Consider the following 17,404-nt stretch of genomic DNA (forward strand, 5'->3'; position numbering starts at 1 on the left):
ATTTGTTTTAGTGCAGCATTCATAGCTTGTGAATAAAAGGGTTAGATACTAATTGAGTTTTAAAATGTGATTGCCAATAGACATAAGTAAGAAGGGGCGAATTAAACATTGTAGATTTGAAATCGGGGGGGTAGTACGCAAAATTATCCTGGGTCAATCTTGTCAAACAACTCCAATAGCAAGAACCGTTTGGTTTTAGGGTTTCGTTTTTTTGCATGATTATATTTTAAAAAATTTGATACTGCAGACCCCATGTGCATATTAGAAAAAGTTTCTTCGATATTTTTGTTGTCATAATGAATAAACTCGTATTGTCCCGGAATGGTAAAATACAGTTTCTCCCCTCCTAAAAAGTCAGGAATTAATGATTTGATTTTATATAGATCGAGATACGGGCTATGATCTACTAAATAACAATATGCACTGCTGCCTAAAGGCAGTATGTTTTTTATGGACTGTTTTTCTAGTGTTTTTTCTATTGCTTTGAATTCTAATGGGGATTCATGCTCAAATAGTAAAGTCTCAATTTTTTGTAAGATGTCATATACTTCTATTTTGGACATCCCATCAAATTGCCTGATAATATGTTGTACTATTTTTTCCTGATAGGTGATCATATGTATTGGTTGTTCGTTATTTGTTGATGGTTGATACTATGTATGTCTTAAAAAATAAAAATGTTACCTGGAGTAGAGTATTTTGTATGTGTCATTTTAGCAAAGACATCATGGTACCTCATTACATTGGGGTGTATATTTAATTTAAATGAAGTACCTGATATCTTCTGGGAGCTATACAAAACTCAACTTGAAATTTGTTTTCCTATACATAATTGATTAATGACAGTATCTTCAATACCTAGAATTCTCAATTGAATTAAGGTGTATTTTATTTCTTGTGATCATAAAAATTCTAGCTCGATAAATGATTTGAATTGCATCTTCAGAAGTAACTCCTTTATTGTACAATTTTAACATCCAAGCATTAATTGTTTGTTCATAACAACCACCTTGTTCCAAGCGTTCTTCAAAATCTTCTATATCCATATGAAGATATTGTACGATATGACAAATAAACTTTTTATGATGTTTATTATAGTACCAGTTTTTCATGATATTGGTCTAGGGTTTAATGAAGTTTTGTATCACATCTATTTCCATTGGGAGCTATGTAATACTGGTCTTTAAACTACTTAACACATTCCTTTTATATATTCCTCTAATGCTTTAATTATGGAATCATCTAATTTGCGGTCATATTTTAAAAACTTTTGAATAGAGCCTCTTTGGATACCAAGTTCCCGCTCTAAAGAGAGAACTTTTAGAACTTTTTTGTTTTTAATTAACCAGGCTTCTACTTTTTTTCTGCCTTTAGGTCTCAAAATATTTAATTTAATTTTAACTGTGGAAATTTCCACTTATTTAATTCCTTTCTATTGAAGTATTGATATACTTCATATCTTTGTTAGATTCAGACAAATATAATAAAATTATAGCTTATTAATAAGCAAAAGTTTAATTTTTTTAAGCTAAAATCTTGTAAATGAAAGAAAAAATCAAACAAATAATGGATTACTATGGTCTTAATCAGAAAGAATTTGCTTTTAAGATCAAGGTTTCTGCTCAGACTATAAGTGATATTATAAAAGATAAGAGAAATGCTGGAGATAAAATTACCCATGGCATACTTGAAACATTTGACGAAATTAATCCATTGTGGTTACTTAGGGATATTGGAGAAATGTTTTTGGATAACGAAAAAATGAAAGAGGTAAAAAGGAAGAGAATTGATAAAGAGCTTCACTTTCGAGATTTGGAAGAGTTGGCATTATTTTGCGCTAATCATGAAGATGAACTTATGAAAATAAAGGTTTTCTCTAACATTATTGAAAAGAATGCAACTGCTGAGGTTCTAAAGCTCGTAAAGAATTTTAAAGGGTTAAATTGATTAAGAAACTGATTTTAGTTCAATATTTTTCAAAACAAAGATTTGGAAGTCTGGAATTGATTTGAATTTAGATTTAACAATATGGTATAAATCGTCTACAATCTGATCTATTTCTTTTTGTTGTTTCTTTAAACACTCTTCAATATCTCTATCAATTTCTTGTTTAAGTTTTTTCTTTACAAAAGACAAGCCTACAGCATCTTTTTTTAAGATATTTTTCCCATCCTGATACTTCCTCATTTCTTAGATAATTTTTCGATCTCTCCTAAATAATCATTAATAAACTCTGAACGGTCTTGTTTACTAATATATTTCCTTTTCACATCATTCGTGATAAAGCTTAATAAATCTTGAATTTTTAGTTTTAGATTTATTTGGGATAAAGCGAAGAAATATTTTCCTATTATGAATGCCACTAATGCTCCTAAAATGGCAAAAAACAACTGCATTATTATATAAGTAGTTTCAGGCAAATCTCCTTTAGGGTAAAACACCCAAATAACATAAAACAAGCCTGTAATAATTCCAACAAAGCCAAATGCTAAAATAATTTTTCTAAAAAAGAAATCTTGTTCTTTGTAAAAAAGAAATATAAGAAAAAAGCCTAAAAAAACAGAAACAACAGGCATTCCTAAATTAGCAAAAAACACTTTTGATGTTCTAAAACCAAAAACTTTATCATTTGCTTTTGCTTTTTGTAAATCAGAAAACAAAACCTCTGATTTGTACTCCAAATTTTGAATCAGAGGTATGTATTTATCAATTTCTGTTTTAAATTCCTGACCATTTATCTTGTTAGATTGATAATCATAGACAAAAGATTTTAGTTTCTCTTCCGCTTCCAGTTTAGTATTGTCTATTTTATCATATGCTTCCATTGCATTAATTACAGATTTACTTTTCACGGGGAAAAACACCTGTAAAAAGGGAATCGTAAATGTTATCCCTACAAAAATTATGATTCCAATAGAAAATAATAATGATCTTACTTTATTCTTTTCAATCCCCGTCTCGATCTCCAATTGCTCCTGCATCTTCTTTATCTATTTGAACTATCTCCAGATTTGAAATTTCATTTTCTACAGATTCTGCTTCACAACTAACGAATCCGGCAGAAATACAAACAATAATTAAAAAATAACAAACAACTTTCATAACTAAATATTTAAGATTAATTATCTTAAATATAGAATTTAGTCATGGTTTACTAATATGATTTTATTACAATTTGCATCAAATTAAAGTATAGCTTATTTAACAATATTTGAGAGGTAAAATTAAGATATAAAATCTAAAAATCATTACGGTTTTACCGCACTTTTGAAAGAAATTGCTTAGTGATAAAACAGTAGCTTACGGATTTCCGTAATTCCTTTGTTAGTTCCTAAAGTCACTAGGTTTATGAGATAAAGAAGGAAGAAGGATTTGTGGTAAATAACACATTTGGAGAAAAATGGGATGTTTTTTCACTCTATATAAAAAATAAAAAACGTCTATAAAAGAGATAATTTGATTACTTGTTTACTATGTAGTTTTCTATAAGAAAAGGATTAGTGTAAAACGATTTTTAAAAATTACTATTGATATAATAATATAGATCCTAATATACCAATTGAATAACTATAAGAATTAGCCAATGAAGATGTTAGAAACCAACTCAGGTCTTCTAATCATTATGGCGAACAGTGGATTATACAAGATGTTTAATTACAGTCTGAGTAAGTTATCAGTCTTATATTTTTAGTACATTGTATATTAAAGAAGATATTACTATGAAAGATGATTGTAAAGATACTTATGGTTTTGAAACACATGGTTACCAAATATGAAATAAATACGCTCCCCAGATATCTTGCCAGAGAGAAATGGTTAAGTGATCAAAAAAATAAAAACTACCAAAAAATGAATCTGTACAAAAAGCAATAGAGATCAGAGCGTATTTAAAAGTTAACCCTGGTGAGAATAGGGAACATGTTTACAATGAATTTAGTTTATCAAAAACAACTTATTATAGAGTTGTCAGATAGAAATCAATAAAGGTTGTTTTTGATAAACGGTTTAGAAAGATGAAAAAATTAACTATCTTATTGATGTTTTTAAAGAACTCCATATAGGTAGACTCCAGAGAAAAATGACTTTTGTTTCACCTATGTTTAACCTTTTAAAAATGATAAAAACATAACTATTTGAAAAACAAATATTTATAAGTTGTTTATAATGAATACTTATAGGTTTTAAAAACCTGACAGGTCTATTTTTATGCCGTCATTCCAGCTTTTTAACAGTGCTGTGCACTGAGCGTAGTCGAAGTGCCTAGATAAACTAAAGGCTGAAACCTATAATTTGATGCTGAATTTATACTATGAATCGTAGACCTGTCATTCCGGTGTAGACCGGAATCCATAATAAAGTGCTCCAAAGCAGATCCCAGATCAAGTCTGGGATGACAAGTATAAATAGTGTTGATATAATATTTTGCAAAACCATGTGTATATGCCAAAAAAAGACTGGTTCTGCCAAATTCAAATTAAATGTTTACTTTTACACCGTACAAATAGTACACGTTCTTTGTAATACCATACTCCATAGTTCTTGAATTATGTCAATTAGAAATTCGATTGACATTGAAGTTTAATTTTTAAAACTATGTATGATGAATTGGAAAATTCAAAAACTATTGAATGGAGAGACGGTTGTCTCCAAAGAACCCGGTAATTCTATGTTACCCATTCTAAAATCAAAACAACCTGTTGTTCTTGAACCCGTAAACTGGGAAGATTGTGAAGCAGGAGATATTGTTTTTTGTAAAGTAAGAGGTAACTGTTTTACGCATTTAGTCAAAGGAAAAAATGCAAAACGAGGATTACTAATCGGTAATAACCGAGGACGCCTTAATGGGTGGACCAAAAATGTTTATGGTAAAGTAATAGAAATATTACCAACATCATAAGAGTAGCGCTAAGAGCGCTTTTTTTGTTTATATACATTACCGTTTTATCAAAGTAAATTTAAATGACTACCCGCAATAGAGGAAGAGAAGCCAGCGATGATCGCCTGTTTGGGGTGATGTCAATGCAGAAAAAATTAAAAGAAGCAGCAAAAGATATGCTGTACCTCCTTTCTCGTGGCTTTGCAGAAAAATCATCTGTACAATTGGTAGGAAATCGCTATAAACTTAATGCCAGACAGCAAAAGGCTTTGCATGGTATGAGTTGTAGTGAGCAGCAAATCGCGATTCGCAAAGAACGTATGATACTGCCAAAAATGTTAAAAGGACAAACCATAGCAATAGACGGATTTAATCTATTAATTATTCTCGAAAGTGCTTTGTCTGGAGCATACATTTTTAAAGGTCTTGATGGATATTATCGAGATGTATCTAGCGTTCATGGGACATACAAACGAGTCCAAAAAACAGAAGAAGCGATTCTAATCATAGGAAATACACTTCATAAGCTAGGAGTCAATTTAGTACATTGGTATTTTGATGCACCGGTTTCTAATAGCGGAAAACTAAAAACAACACTTCGAGAATTAGCAGAACACTACCATTTTCCCTGGACAATAGATTTGGTTAATAATCCAGATAAAGAATTGGCAAATTCAAAACATATTGTGGTGAGTTCTGATGCTTGGATACTGGACAGAGCACAAAAAAATACTAATCTTGCTGCTTACCTAATTGATCATTATATACAGAAAGCAAATATTGTATTAGCAGAATAATACGTCAAACTAAGCTTTCCCTCAATCTGTATTTCATAAAATAGAGATCTCCTGTATTTTTGAGTAAACCAATAAACAATAATATGTTTTAATCTAGAAGTCAAAATTGGAATCAGAAATCAAAAGAAGTAAAATAAAAGGGAGGAATGTAACATTAAGGTATAGAATAAAGCATATAGAAGTTTATTCCTAAAAGAAATTTGATGGATGTTGGAGGAATTAATTTTAGGTTGGTTAGTTGTGTGAAACGGATGCGGCAAGGGGTAGTCGCTTCCGTTTCAATTATGTGAAACTCTGTTTTGAAAATCCGCAGTGGCGGAAAATTCAAAATAGTAAGTTGAACTTATCCCACTGTAGAGTGGGATCTGGTTCTATATCCAGAACTTTAGATTGAGGATTAAGGCTTGTCTTAAGGTTTACTATCTATTTTTTAGATGTATAGCAAAAAAAAAGAGCTTCTGTCTAGAAGCTCTTTTTCTGGTTAAAATAAGGTGCAGTCAGTGATAACCTTATTTTTCTGGATCAAACCATTCTCCCCTGGCATTCGTATACACAGTTTTAGAATCATTACCCATGGCTAAAACTAATTTGTAGTTTCCAATTTTATCGGTATATGCTTCTGCAATACTAGCTCCGGGAAAATCCTTTTCTACGGCAGCTTTAATAATTTCAGAAAGCTTGTCAACTTTAAGAGGTTGGTAGTTATCCTGAACTTCTACTACTTCATTTGGATCAAGAGGAAGAACTTCTTGAGATTGTTGTGCAGAAACGTTTTGCATCGAAAATACAATAGCACATAATAAGGCGATCATAGGTATCTTTTTCATCTATTCAATTCATTTAATTATACATTATAGTATATTTAGAAATAATCATTCCATAAGACAAACTAAAACACAAAGAGCTGTTTGTTAAGTGTTTAAAGGTAAGTTGGTTTTTTTAGAAGTATAGTAATTGTTGATGAAACCCCTATTGTATGTAGATATATTTCACATTTAAAAAGCGAAAGGATATTGACGAAATCTATGGTTGACTGATTTATTATGATAATTTTTACATTAGTTTAATAGAAGAGTTTCTACTTTTGAAAGCAATAATCAACTAGAACGACTATCACAGAGTGAAATTGTCAAAAAAGTACATCTGATCACTAAAAACAGCAAAATAAATAGATGAGATACACCACATTACCAGGAACAGACATCAACGTAAGTAAAATATGTCTGGGTAGTATGACCTGGGGAGAACAAAATACAGAAATTGAAGGGCATCAACAATTAGATTACGCAATCGACCAAGGGGTTAATTTTATTGACACAGCAGAATTATATTCTGTACCAGCCAAAAAAGAGACTCAAGGAAGTACAGAAAAAATTATCGGAACTTGGTTAAATAAAAGAGCCAAACGAGATGATGTTGTTATTGCATCTAAAATTGTCGGACCAAGTGATTTTGCAAAACATATTAGAACTGGTGGGTTTATAAAAGTAGAATTAGAGGATGCAATACATAAGAGTCTTCAGAGATTACAGACAGATTACATCGATTTATATCAATTACATTGGCCAGAACGAAATACTAATTTCTTTGGTGTAAAAGGGTATATACATGATACTTCAGAACAATGGAATGATAATTTTGCAGAAATACTAAGTTTTCTTCAAGATTTTATTAAGGAAGGAAAAATAAGACAGATTGGAATTTCAAATGAAACCGCTTATGGTGTGATGCGTTATGTTGAAGAAGCTCGAAAAGGGCTGCCAAAAATAATTACGGTTCAGAATCCTTATAATTTATTAAACCGAAAAGACGAAATTGGTCTGACTGAAGCACTTCATCGAGAAAACATTGGACATTTACCATATTCTCCATTGGGTTTTGGAATGCTTACAGGAAAATATTTAGAAGAAATTCCTAAAAACTCCAGAGTAGATCTATTTCCTAATTATAATCGTTATATGAATGAGAATAGTTATAAAGCAACTCGTGCATATAATGAAATAGCAAAGCAACATGGTTTAAGTCTAACTCAAATGGCGTTGGCCTTTGTGAATGATCGTCCATTTGTCACTAGTAATATTATTGGAGCAACTTCTTTGAACCAGTTAAAAGAAAATATTGGTAGTATTGATCTTACGCTTTCTGATGCAGTCCTAAAAGAAATTGAAGCTGTACACGAGAATACTCCTAATCCAGCACCTTAAGCGAACAAATACTCAACCACATCTTCAATTTTGGTAACCATCTGAATTTGAATTTGAGTGTTTTGTAAGGATATTTTATTGTATTTGGATACGAAAATAGTAGAGAAACCTAGTTTCTCTGCTTCTTGTATACGTTGTTCAACTTTGGTTACGGGGCGTATTTCTCCTGCTAGTCCAACTTCTGCTGCAAAGCAAAAATCTTTGGCGATAGAGATATCTTCGCTAGAAGATAATATCGCGGCGACAACCGCAAGATCTATTGCAGGATCATCTACTGAGATACCTCCTGTGATATTTAAGAATACATCTTTTGCACCTAATCTAAAACCGGCTCGCTTTTCCAGGACTGCCAGGATCATATTAAGACGTTTTAGATTATATCCTGTTGCACTGCGCTGAGGTGTGCCGTATACGGCTGTGCTAACCAAAGCTTGTATTTCTATCATAAGAGGTCGCATACCTTCTACTGTAGAAGCTATAGCAGTACCACTTAATTCTTCGTCTTTTTTTGAAATTAGAATTTCACTGGGGTTAGAGACTTCTCGTAACCCGCTTCCTAACATTTCGTATATACCAAGTTCTGAAGTAGATCCAAAACGGTTTTTTAGAGCCCTTAGGATACGATACACATGATTCCGATCCCCTTCAAATTGCAATACAGTATCTACCATATGCTCCAGTATTTTGGGTCCTGCAATATTTCCGTCTTTTGTAATATGACCGATTAGTAATACCGGTGTAGCAGTTTCTTTAGCAAACTTGATCAATTCTGTAGTGCATTCTCTTATCTGTGAAATACTTCCCGCACTACTTTCTATATAATCACTATGTAATGTCTGTATAGAATCTATAATCACAATATCAGGTTGTGTTTCTTCAATTTGCCTGAATATATTTTGAGTTTTGGTTTCAGTAAGAATTAGGCAGTTATCTGTTTTTGAAGTTATACGTTCTGCTCGCATTTTTATCTGCTGCTGACTTTCTTCTCCTGATACATATAGAGTCTTATATGGTAGTTTAAGGCTGATTTGTAATAAAAGTGTACTTTTTCCTATTCCAGGTTCGCCACCTAATAATGTTAAAGAACCAGGAACTAATCCTCCGCCAAGTACCCGATTAAGTTCACTGTCATCAGTGTTATAACGAGCTTCCTGACTTGTGTTAATTTCTGAAATCCTTAAAGGTTTAGCTATTTTGGTTGTCTTTGGAGTAGTACTAGCACTTTTCCAGTCGCTTGCAGATGCTTTTTGAACTACTTCTTCGGCAATAGTATTCCATTGTTTACATGATGTACATTGTCCTTGCCATTTGGCATATTGTGCTCCACAGTTCTGACAGAAAAAAACAGTTTTGATTTTGGCCATAAAAAAGATCAATAAGAATGTAAAAGTACTATTATTTTGATAACCTTATAAACAAAAAAGACCCTGAAAACAGGATCTTTTTATTCTTAGTATGAGGTAAAGTTTACCAACCAAAATCTTCTTTGATTTTGTTTACTTTATCCAGCATATAATCTTTGGTTAAAAAAGCAACTTCTGCAAGCTGAAAACCACTTTCGTATGCTCTCATTGCTTTTTTAGGCTCTCCTGTTTGCTCATAAAACATACCTAGATAATAATGTCCTAACATCAAATCAGAGTGTTCTTTTATCGCTAATTTACCTAGAGGTTCTAATTCTGACCAATTCTCATTTTTTTCTATAGCTGTTGATACGGCAATAAAATCGTTTATTCTTATTTTTCGTTTGATACCATATAACTTTTCTGTAGTTCTATATATGTCTACCAAATAATCATAAGGAGAGGACTCTAAAGTAAGGAGCACTTCTTTATACGTTTTTTTGCTTATCGGACGATACATTTCAAAAATTCCTTCTAGAGCTTTTGGAATTGCTCTTCCTACCAATGTATAATGAGAGGATTCATCAAAATTATCAAATGTATAACTCATTTCAGGGTTCTCTATCGTAGATAATTGTTCATCCAAAGCTACTACACTTTGTTTGATGTTATCTGCATCATTGGTTGCAGTGGCAAGGTAATACCAGATATCCGCAGCTGTAGAAAGTGTATTGTTAATTCGTTCACCCATTGGTGGAGCTAATTCTGGACTTATACAAATATACCCTTGAAAAATAGGATTGTCTTTAAATAGAAAATAATTAATGAAATTGGCTGTATAATCATGGCCAACAATTATTTTTAATTGTGCGGTACGGTAGTTTTGATTGATATAAGGCACAAGTTCTTGACCTATAAATTCAAAGAATTCTGCCCCTTTAAGTTCTGGTAGAAACTCTGCAGTATCATACCTACAATCGTCTTCTCTAGTCTTTCTTTGATTAACACCAACTACTATCGATTCGGGCATGTCTTCCCAATAAGAAAAATAATCTACATTACCTGCAACGGGTTCAAATAGATAATCCCCGTCCAATACAATAATCAAAGGATATATTTTATCTTCATTTTTTTTGTAATTACGAGGAAGTTGAATTTTTAACTCTCTACTTTGATCTAGTTTTATTGATCTGAAAGACTCATAAATTACCTGTCCATAACTGGAAGCGACAAAAACAAAAGCTATAATAAGAGTTACACTTTTTTTCATAAGTATGTTAAGATTACGGTTAAGCAAGGGACAATATATAAATTATTTCCTTATTTCTCTCTGTTTAAAATGGGGAGAAATAAAAAGGATAACGCTCCGATAATTATATTTATTGCGGTCTGAGACCCCCATAATATCCAACCAAAGGCTTCTCCGGCAGGTTTTTCTATATCAAAAAGCATTAAAATTGCTGCAATTGCTAATGGAAATGCGCCAATACCTCCATTAGTAGTAGACATAGCCAACGATCCAACAACAAAGGTTGCTAATATAGGACCGATTGTTAATGAAGCTGTTTCGGGGACGGTAAATTTAATCACATAAAACATGGCTAGATAAAGTGTCCAAATAAGAAATGTATGAAATACAAAAGCCCCTTTCTGCTTCATTTTTGATATTGTTTTTATGCCTTCTAAAAGACCATAACCAAAACTACGCAGCTTAATTAGTAAAGGGTTTTCTGAAGTTTTTATCATTCTAAGGAAAACGATGCCAACAATTAATAAACCTAATAAAATAGCAAGAGTAATGAATGGACTTGCAATTTTTTCTTCTAAATAGGATAATAAATGTTCTGATTGAAAAAGTAATGTGATTCCTATAATTAATAATAGCATAATCAAATCGATCACTCTTTCAGAAATTATAGTACCAAAAGATTTCTTGAATGGGATATTTTCATAAGTAGAAATAGTACCTCCACGAAGAATTTCACCAGATCTAGGAATTCCTAAATTTGCAAGATATCCTATCATAACAGCCATAAAGCTGTTTGATGTTTTTATTGAGAATCCTAAAGGTTCTAATAAAAATTTCCATCGATACGCTCTTGAAAGATGAGATGTAATTCCCATGATAAGGGATAAAAGAATCCATTTTGGATCAGCTTGAGTAATATATTGAAGTGTTTTTTGTCTTTCTTCAGGTGTAGCAGAAGAGATAGAATACCAAATTAAAAAAACTCCCAATGCTAATGGGAGTATAATTTTAAGAAACTTTATAAGTTTAGGATTCACTATTTACTTTAATAAATTATTTTCCTCATTCGGAAAAAGTAATTGCGGCTTGAAGTTTTTAGCATCTTCAATATCCATCATAGCATAGGTAATTAATATGAGGACATCTCCTTTTGCTACTTTTCGTGCAGCAGCACCATTCAGCGTGATTTCACCACTATTTCTAGGGCCTGGAATAGCATATGTTTCCAAACGCTCACCATTGTTATTATTTACGATCTGCACTTTTTCTCCTTCAATAATATTAGCAGCATCCATTAGATCTTCATCAATAGTTATACTACCGATGTAATTGAGGTCAGCGCCAGTCACTTTAACGCGATGAATTTTTGATTTTACTACGTGTACAAACATGTTACAAAGTTAGTTATTTTTTAATTTAGGGCAATGTTATCAATGAGTCTTATTTCTCCTGCGAATACAGCTATAAAAGCTCTGTATTTTGTGTCTTTTTGTTTTCGCTTTATGGATTTTAGATCAGATACCTTAGCAATTTCGAAATATTCCAATTGTAGTTCACTATTGTTTTTGAATTGATCTGATACCCATTTGTTTAGATAGGAAACACTTTTTGTGCCAAACTCCTTTTTTACTTGTTTTAGAGTAGAATAAATCAATGGAGATATATCGAGTTGTCTTTGGTTTAACCTCTTATTTCGGGAACTCAGAGCTAATCCACTTTCTTCCCTATAAATAGGGCATCCAATAATTTGCACTGACATTTTTTCAATTTCAACTAACTTTTTGACAATCTGTAGTTGCTGAAAATCTTTTTCTCCAAAATATGCTTTGTTCGGAGTTATAATATTAAAAAAATGCTTTAACACTGTTCCGACTCCATCAAAATGTCCAGGTCTAAATTTGCCCTCCATTTCATGCTCCAATCCTTTAAAATCATATTTAATAGATAACATTTCGTCCCCATAGACCTCTTTTGGTGTTGGAGCAAATACAATTATTTCTTCAGAAAGAACTGATAAAAGTTTAATGTCCTCATCCAAAGTCCTGGGATAATTAACTAAATCTTCAGAGGTGTTAAACTGTGTAGGGTTAACAAAAATACTAACTATTACTTTTTGATTTTCTTCGAGAGCTCTCTCTATCAGGGCAAGATGCCCTTTGTGTAATGCTCCCATAGTAGGGACAAAACCAATGGTTTTCTTCTGCTTATTAAAAGCTGCAACATCGGTTAGTATATCTAGTCTTTTTTTGTGAACCCGCATTGTTGTATAACTTAAAGGCGTGCAAAAATAAGATATTACTGGCAGACTGCATAAATTTTCGTAATTTTGCAAAATTAATTCCAAAAGGAGGACGATAAAAGTATCGATTATATGAAAGATAAGAGGATATTGTATGTATCATCAGAAGTAATACCTTACCTACCAGAGACTGAAATCTCATCTATGTCTTTTGAAGCGCCAAGAATGGTAAATAGCAAAGGGGGTCAAATAAGAATTTTTATGCCTAGATATGGTAATATTAATGAAAGAAGGCATCAGTTGCATGAGGTGATAAGACTTTCGGGTATGAATTTAGTTATTAATGATTTAGATATGCCTCTTATCATTAAAGTGGCTTCTATTCCAAAAGAGCGGATGCAGGTTTACTTTATTGATAATGAAGATTATTTTAAAAGGAAGGCAACTTTAACAGATGAAGAAGGAAAATTATTTCCTGATAATGACGAACGAGCAATCTTTTTTGCCAAAGGGGTTATTGAAACGGTTAAAAAGTTAAACTGGTCGCCAGATGTAATTCACGTACACGGTTGGCTTGCTTCACTCCTACCGCTATACTTGAAAAACTATTATGCTAATGAACCTCTTTTTGGTCATAGTAAAATAGTAACTTCGGTATATAACCATGGATACGAAGGTACCTTGGATATGAAAATGATGGAAAAAGTGAAGTTTGACGGAATAGATGAAGAAAAAATAAGTGATTTGGCAAAACCAACATATAGTAATCTTATGAAGGTGGCTGTTGATAATTCTGATGCTATAATTGTAGGGTCTGAAGAAATTCCGGCAGAACTTGTAGAACACTTAAAGACTATAGACCAACCAGTTTTAGAATATAAAAAACCAGATGAATTTGCAGATGCCTATGAAGCTTTCTATCAAACGGAAGTGTTGGTATAAGCAAAACGATGAAATTATTTATGAAATTGAAGAACATTTTAATTAGAACTACAGTTATAGTAGCTGTTGTTTCTACCTTTTTGTCTTGTGATGACGATTTTAATACAGTTGGTAGTGAGGTTATAGGAGATGTTAATTTTGAAGACAATCAATATACAGCGATTCCCGTAGCGTTTAGTAGAAAATTTGACAGAGTACGTACAAATAGCCTGCCTCGTGATTTACAAGGAGCAATTCATTCTAATATATTGGGAGTATATAACGATCCGGTATACGGTCAATCGGTATATAGTATCTTATCCCAGGTTCAACCATCTCAATTTAGCCCAAGTTTTGGAACTAATGCGGTCTTGGATAGTGTTGTTTTTAGTCTACCCTATTCTAGTACTATTACGGGGACTACGTCAGTTGCGATAAGTGAAACGGTTACTGAAACGGCAACTACATATAGACTGGATTCTATATACGGAGATTCGCCATTTAGACTTTCAATTTATAAATCAGATTACTTTTTAAGAGATTTTGATCCAGCTTCTAATGATAGACAAGTGTATTATTCTGACGATATCGAGACTAATTTTGGACCAGAAGTAGAAGGAACTTTATTGCATACTAATACTGCTTTTGTACCTTCTGAAGAAGAGATTATTTTAACAACAGAAACAACTGCTGCTGATGGTACGGTGACAAAAAACCGTGAACGTGTGTCTCCAAGACTAAGAGTTAAGTTTTCTGATGAGGTTGTAGCACAGTTTAAAACATTGTTTTTGGATAAAGAAGGTAGTATAGAATTAAGTAATGTGAATAATTTTCGAAACTACTTTAGAGGAATTTATATTAAGGCAGAACCTGTAAATGATACAGGAAATCTATTATACCTTAATACTGCTGGAGCACAGCTAACATTACATTATAGTTTTGATACGACTACTACGGCAGATGATGGTTCTGCAATTAGAGATGATGGAGAATTGGCCTTAGGTTTTTCTAATATTATCATGAATTCTATAAAAACCGATTTTGATCCGACTATCGCAGACGAATTACTTCCTGAAAACCAAGATTCGACTAATGGAGAGGCTGATTTATACCTAAAAGGAGGTGCAGGATCATATGCAGTGATAGATTTGTTCGGGGGTAATGTTATTAATGAAAATGGAGAAGAAGAAAATGAGCTTAGTTTTCTAAAAAGACAAGATTGGTTAATAAACGATGCAAGTCTTAAATTTTATATTAATCAAGATAAAGTTTTGCCAGGAGTTACTGAACCAGAAAGAATCTTTATTTTTAATACAGAAACGGGAGAAGTGCTCGTAGACTATCTTGTGGACCCATCTATAACTGCTGATTTTCCAATTGTTTCTGGAACAAATCACTTAGGGCGAATTAGTAGAGATTCAGATGGTAATGGAGAGTTTTATAGAATACGTATTACACAGTATATCTTAAATGTCCTGAATGATCAATTTGATAATGTAAAACTCGGATTATCAGTTTCTCAAAATGTAAACATAATAACAAGTTCAATCGGTGATACCCCTATCACTAATAATGAGGTGATCCCCACCTCGTCAATAGTTTCCCATGAAGGGACAGTTCTCTATGGAAATGGAGCAAGTGTTCCTGAGTCTAAACGTTTAAAACTGGATATTTTTTATACAGCATCAAAAAACAACTAACAAAAAAACTTAAATCATGTGCGGAATAGTAGGGTACATAGGCCATAGAGAAGCCTATCCAATTGTTTTAAAAGGATTAAAAAGATTAGAATATAGAGGATACGATTCTGCAGGAATCGCTTTATATGACGGTAATGATATTAAATTGTCTAAAACCAAAGGCAAAGTTGCAGATCTTGAAGAACGAATAGTAAAAGAGATTCCTTTAGAAGGAAATATAGGGATTGGTCATACAAGATGGGCTACACATGGAGTGCCTAACGACGTAAATTCTCATCCACACTATTCTAATTCTGGGAATTTGGTGATTATACATAATGGTATAATCGAGAATTATGATGCCCTTAGGAAAGAATTAATAAATAGAGGGTATTCGTTTACATCTGAGACTGATACCGAGGTATTGGTGAATCTTATCGAGGATGTAAAAACTAAAGAAAATGTAAAATTAGGTAAAGCGGTTCAAATTGCACTTAATCAAACCGTAGGTGCATACGCAATCGCTGTTTTTGATAAACAAAAACCCGATGAGATTGTTGTTGCCAGATTAGGAAGTCCGTTAGCAATAGGAGTGGGTGAGGATGAATTTTTCATCGCTTCGGATGCTTCTCCTTTTATAGAATACACAAATAATGCTATTTATCTTGAAGATGGAGAAATGGCAATAGTTCGTAGAAATAAAGGAGTAAAAGTAAGAAACATTAAAGATGATAGTTTGGTAGATCCTTATTTACAGGAGCTGCAAATTAATCTGGAGCAGATAGAAAAGGGTGGATATGATCACTTCATGCTTAAAGAGATTTATGAGCAACCTAACGCTATAAGTGATACCTATAGAGGTAGAATGCGGGTGGCTGATGGAATTATAAAAATGGCAGGAATAGATGATAACCTGGCTAAGCTTTTAAATGCTAAGCGTATTATCATTATAGCTTGTGGTACTTCTTGGCACGCAGGTTTGGTTGCAGAATATATTTTTGAAGAATTGGTTCGTATACCAGTAGAAGTAGAGTATGCTTCAGAATTCAGATATAGAAATCCTGTTATTCATCAGGATGATGTGGTGATAGCAATATCTCAGAGTGGAGAAACTGCTGATACAATGGCTGCAATCAAATTAGCAAAAGAAAATGGAGCTTTTGTTTTTGGAGTTTGTAATGTTGTGGGGTCTTCTATTTCTAGAGAAACTCATGCAGGTGCATATACACATGCAGGACCAGAAATCGGAGTGGCTTCTACAAAAGCATTCACAACACAAATAACCGTTCTATCTTTGATAGCCCTAAAACTAGCTGAAAGAAAAGGAACAATTTCAAATAGTGATTTTCATTACTATTTACAGGAATTAGAAAGAATTCCTGAAAAAGTAAAGTTAGCTTTAGAGTCAAATGACCATATTAAATTTATCGCAGATACTTATAAGAATGCAAAGAACTTCTTATACTTAGGTAGAGGATTTAATTTCCCGGTAGCATTAGAAGGAGCCTTAAAGTTAAAAGAGATTTCATATATACATGCAGAAGGATATCCGGCTGCAGAAATGAAGCATGGACCAATTGCATTAATTGATGAACAAATGCCTGTTGTAGTAATTGCAACCAAAAAAGGTCATTATGACAAGGTTGTAAGTAATATTCAGGAGATTAAATCCAGAAAAGGAAAAATCATAGGTATAGTTACCGAAGGAGATGTGACTGTAAAAGAATTAGCGGATCATGTAATAGAGATACCAGAAACGGAAGAGTTTTTGGCCCCGCTCCTTACTACCATACCACTACAATTATTGTCGTATCATATAGCGGTTATGCTTGGTAAAAATGTGGATCAACCTAGAAATTTAGCAAAATCGGTAACAGTAGAATAATATATCTATTATAAAAAAGAATTTCAAAAAAGACCACCTATTCAAGGTGGTCTTTTTTTATGACAAGAAATAGATGTTTTCTTGCGCACTTACATTAGTAGTAGAAAAACCCAAATGATTATTTTTTTTAAAATTTTAAATCCTATAAAATTTAATTCATTATAGTTTTGTTAACTTTTTAAATCGTTTAAATGCGTTTTTTTTCGATAAA

At 32.5% G+C, this 17,404-nt stretch carries 19 protein-coding genes; 7 read left to right on the forward strand and 12 right to left on the reverse strand.

Annotation, left to right across the window (positions count from 1 at the left end):
• Nucleotides 1-143 precede the first annotated feature (143 nt).
• The 3 genes from FOF46_RS26780 to FOF46_RS26790 form a co-directional block, all read right to left on the reverse strand.
• Nucleotides 144-617: a hypothetical protein gene (locus FOF46_RS26780; RefSeq protein ID WP_143918604.1), complete on the reverse strand. Its 474-nt coding sequence runs from the start codon at nucleotides 615-617 to the stop codon at nucleotides 144-146.
• Nucleotides 618-851: 234 nt separating this feature from the next.
• Nucleotides 852-1,112 (reverse strand): hypothetical protein, encoded by a 261-nt coding sequence (locus FOF46_RS26785; RefSeq protein ID WP_143918605.1) that lies wholly within the window; start codon nucleotides 1,110-1,112, stop codon nucleotides 852-854.
• Nucleotides 1,113-1,192: 80 nt separating this feature from the next.
• Nucleotides 1,193-1,417, reverse strand: coding sequence for a hypothetical protein (locus tag FOF46_RS26790; RefSeq protein ID WP_143918606.1), 225 nt, complete (start codon nucleotides 1,415-1,417; stop codon nucleotides 1,193-1,195).
• A gap of 125 nt (nucleotides 1,418-1,542) precedes the next feature.
• On the opposite strand from FOF46_RS26790, the gene FOF46_RS26795 reads away from it, so the two are divergent.
• The gene (locus FOF46_RS26795) at nucleotides 1,543-1,947 is read left to right on the forward strand and encodes a helix-turn-helix domain-containing protein (RefSeq protein WP_143918607.1); all 405 of its coding nucleotides are present in this window, start codon (nucleotides 1,543-1,545) and stop codon (nucleotides 1,945-1,947) included.
• Here the strand turns inward: FOF46_RS26795 and FOF46_RS26800 are convergent, their stop codons facing one another.
• The 3 genes from FOF46_RS26800 to FOF46_RS31790 are packed head-to-tail and all read right to left on the reverse strand — an operon-like array spanning nucleotide 1,948 to nucleotide 3,102.
• Complete coding sequence (locus tag FOF46_RS26800; RefSeq protein WP_143918608.1) at nucleotides 1,948-2,187, reverse strand: hypothetical protein; 240 nt, start codon at nucleotides 2,185-2,187, stop codon at nucleotides 1,948-1,950.
• Nucleotides 2,184-2,981: a hypothetical protein gene (locus FOF46_RS26805; protein ID WP_143918609.1), complete on the reverse strand. Its 798-nt coding sequence runs from the start codon at nucleotides 2,979-2,981 to the stop codon at nucleotides 2,184-2,186. Before FOF46_RS26805 ends, FOF46_RS26800 begins: the two co-directional genes overlap by 4 nt.
• Nucleotides 2,947-3,102, reverse strand: a complete 156-nt coding sequence (locus FOF46_RS31790) for a hypothetical protein (protein WP_167571961.1) — start codon at nucleotides 3,100-3,102, stop codon at nucleotides 2,947-2,949. Before FOF46_RS31790 ends, FOF46_RS26805 begins: the two co-directional genes overlap by 35 nt.
• Nucleotides 3,103-4,600: 1,498 nt before the next feature.
• Here FOF46_RS31790 and FOF46_RS26810 point away from each other — a divergent pair.
• Nucleotides 4,601-4,897, forward strand: a complete 297-nt coding sequence (locus tag FOF46_RS26810) for a phage repressor protein (RefSeq protein ID WP_208746822.1) — start codon at nucleotides 4,601-4,603, stop codon at nucleotides 4,895-4,897.
• A 62-nt stretch (nucleotides 4,898-4,959) separates the two neighbouring features.
• The gene (locus FOF46_RS26815; RefSeq protein WP_109435022.1) at nucleotides 4,960-5,673 is read left to right on the forward strand and encodes a DUF434 domain-containing protein; all 714 of its coding nucleotides are present in this window, start codon (nucleotides 4,960-4,962) and stop codon (nucleotides 5,671-5,673) included.
• A 509-nt stretch (nucleotides 5,674-6,182) separates the two neighbouring features.
• Here the strand turns inward: FOF46_RS26815 and FOF46_RS26820 are convergent.
• Nucleotides 6,183-6,500: a hypothetical protein gene (locus FOF46_RS26820; RefSeq protein ID WP_143918611.1), complete on the reverse strand. Its 318-nt coding sequence runs from the start codon at nucleotides 6,498-6,500 to the stop codon at nucleotides 6,183-6,185.
• Between the two features lie 345 nt (nucleotides 6,501-6,845).
• Between FOF46_RS26820 and FOF46_RS26825 the strand changes: the two genes are divergently transcribed.
• A complete protein-coding gene (locus FOF46_RS26825) occupies nucleotides 6,846-7,877 on the forward strand; it encodes an aldo/keto reductase (RefSeq protein ID WP_143918612.1) in 1,032 nt (343 codons plus the stop codon).
• On the opposite strand, the gene radA is transcribed toward FOF46_RS26825, so the two are convergent.
• The 5 genes from radA to panC form a co-directional block, all read right to left on the reverse strand.
• A complete protein-coding gene (gene radA / locus FOF46_RS26830; RefSeq protein WP_109435026.1) occupies nucleotides 7,874-9,241 on the reverse strand; it encodes a DNA repair protein RadA in 1,368 nt (455 codons plus the stop codon). The genes FOF46_RS26825 and radA overlap by 4 nt on opposite strands.
• Before the next feature lie 103 nt (nucleotides 9,242-9,344).
• The gene (locus FOF46_RS26835; protein ID WP_143918613.1) at nucleotides 9,345-10,490 is read right to left on the reverse strand and encodes an alpha/beta hydrolase; all 1,146 of its coding nucleotides are present in this window, start codon (nucleotides 10,488-10,490) and stop codon (nucleotides 9,345-9,347) included.
• Between the two features lie 50 nt (nucleotides 10,491-10,540).
• Nucleotides 10,541-11,506, reverse strand: coding sequence for a lysylphosphatidylglycerol synthase transmembrane domain-containing protein (locus tag FOF46_RS26840; RefSeq protein ID WP_143918614.1), 966 nt, complete (start codon nucleotides 11,504-11,506; stop codon nucleotides 10,541-10,543).
• 3 nt (nucleotides 11,507-11,509) lie between these two features.
• Nucleotides 11,510-11,860, reverse strand: a complete 351-nt coding sequence (gene panD, locus FOF46_RS26845; protein ID WP_109435029.1) for an aspartate 1-decarboxylase — start codon at nucleotides 11,858-11,860, stop codon at nucleotides 11,510-11,512.
• Nucleotides 11,861-11,880: 20 nt separating this feature from the next.
• A complete protein-coding gene (gene panC, locus FOF46_RS26850; protein ID WP_143918615.1) occupies nucleotides 11,881-12,729 on the reverse strand; it encodes a pantoate--beta-alanine ligase in 849 nt (282 codons plus the stop codon).
• Between the two features lie 111 nt (nucleotides 12,730-12,840).
• Here panC and FOF46_RS26855 point away from each other — a divergent pair, with 111 nt between their 5' ends.
• Genes FOF46_RS26855 through glmS form a run of 3 tightly spaced genes read left to right on the forward strand, consistent with a single transcriptional unit; the run spans nucleotide 12,841 to nucleotide 17,193 of the window.
• The gene (locus tag FOF46_RS26855; protein ID WP_109435031.1) at nucleotides 12,841-13,650 is read left to right on the forward strand and encodes a glycogen/starch synthase; all 810 of its coding nucleotides are present in this window, start codon (nucleotides 12,841-12,843) and stop codon (nucleotides 13,648-13,650) included.
• Nucleotides 13,651-13,670: 20 nt separating this feature from the next.
• Complete coding sequence (locus tag FOF46_RS26860; RefSeq protein WP_160114071.1) at nucleotides 13,671-15,329, forward strand: BamH family beta-barrel-assembly machinery protein; 1,659 nt, start codon at nucleotides 13,671-13,673, stop codon at nucleotides 15,327-15,329.
• A gap of 16 nt (nucleotides 15,330-15,345) precedes the next feature.
• Nucleotides 15,346-17,193, forward strand: coding sequence for a glutamine--fructose-6-phosphate transaminase (isomerizing) (gene glmS / locus FOF46_RS26865; protein ID WP_109435033.1), 1,848 nt, complete (start codon nucleotides 15,346-15,348; stop codon nucleotides 17,191-17,193).
• The last annotated feature ends 211 nt before the right edge of the window (nucleotides 17,194-17,404 follow it).

It is taken from the genome of Aquimarina algiphila, from assembly GCF_007489275.1.
In the GTDB taxonomy this organism is placed as follows: domain Bacteria; phylum Bacteroidota; class Bacteroidia; order Flavobacteriales; family Flavobacteriaceae; genus Aquimarina; species Aquimarina algiphila.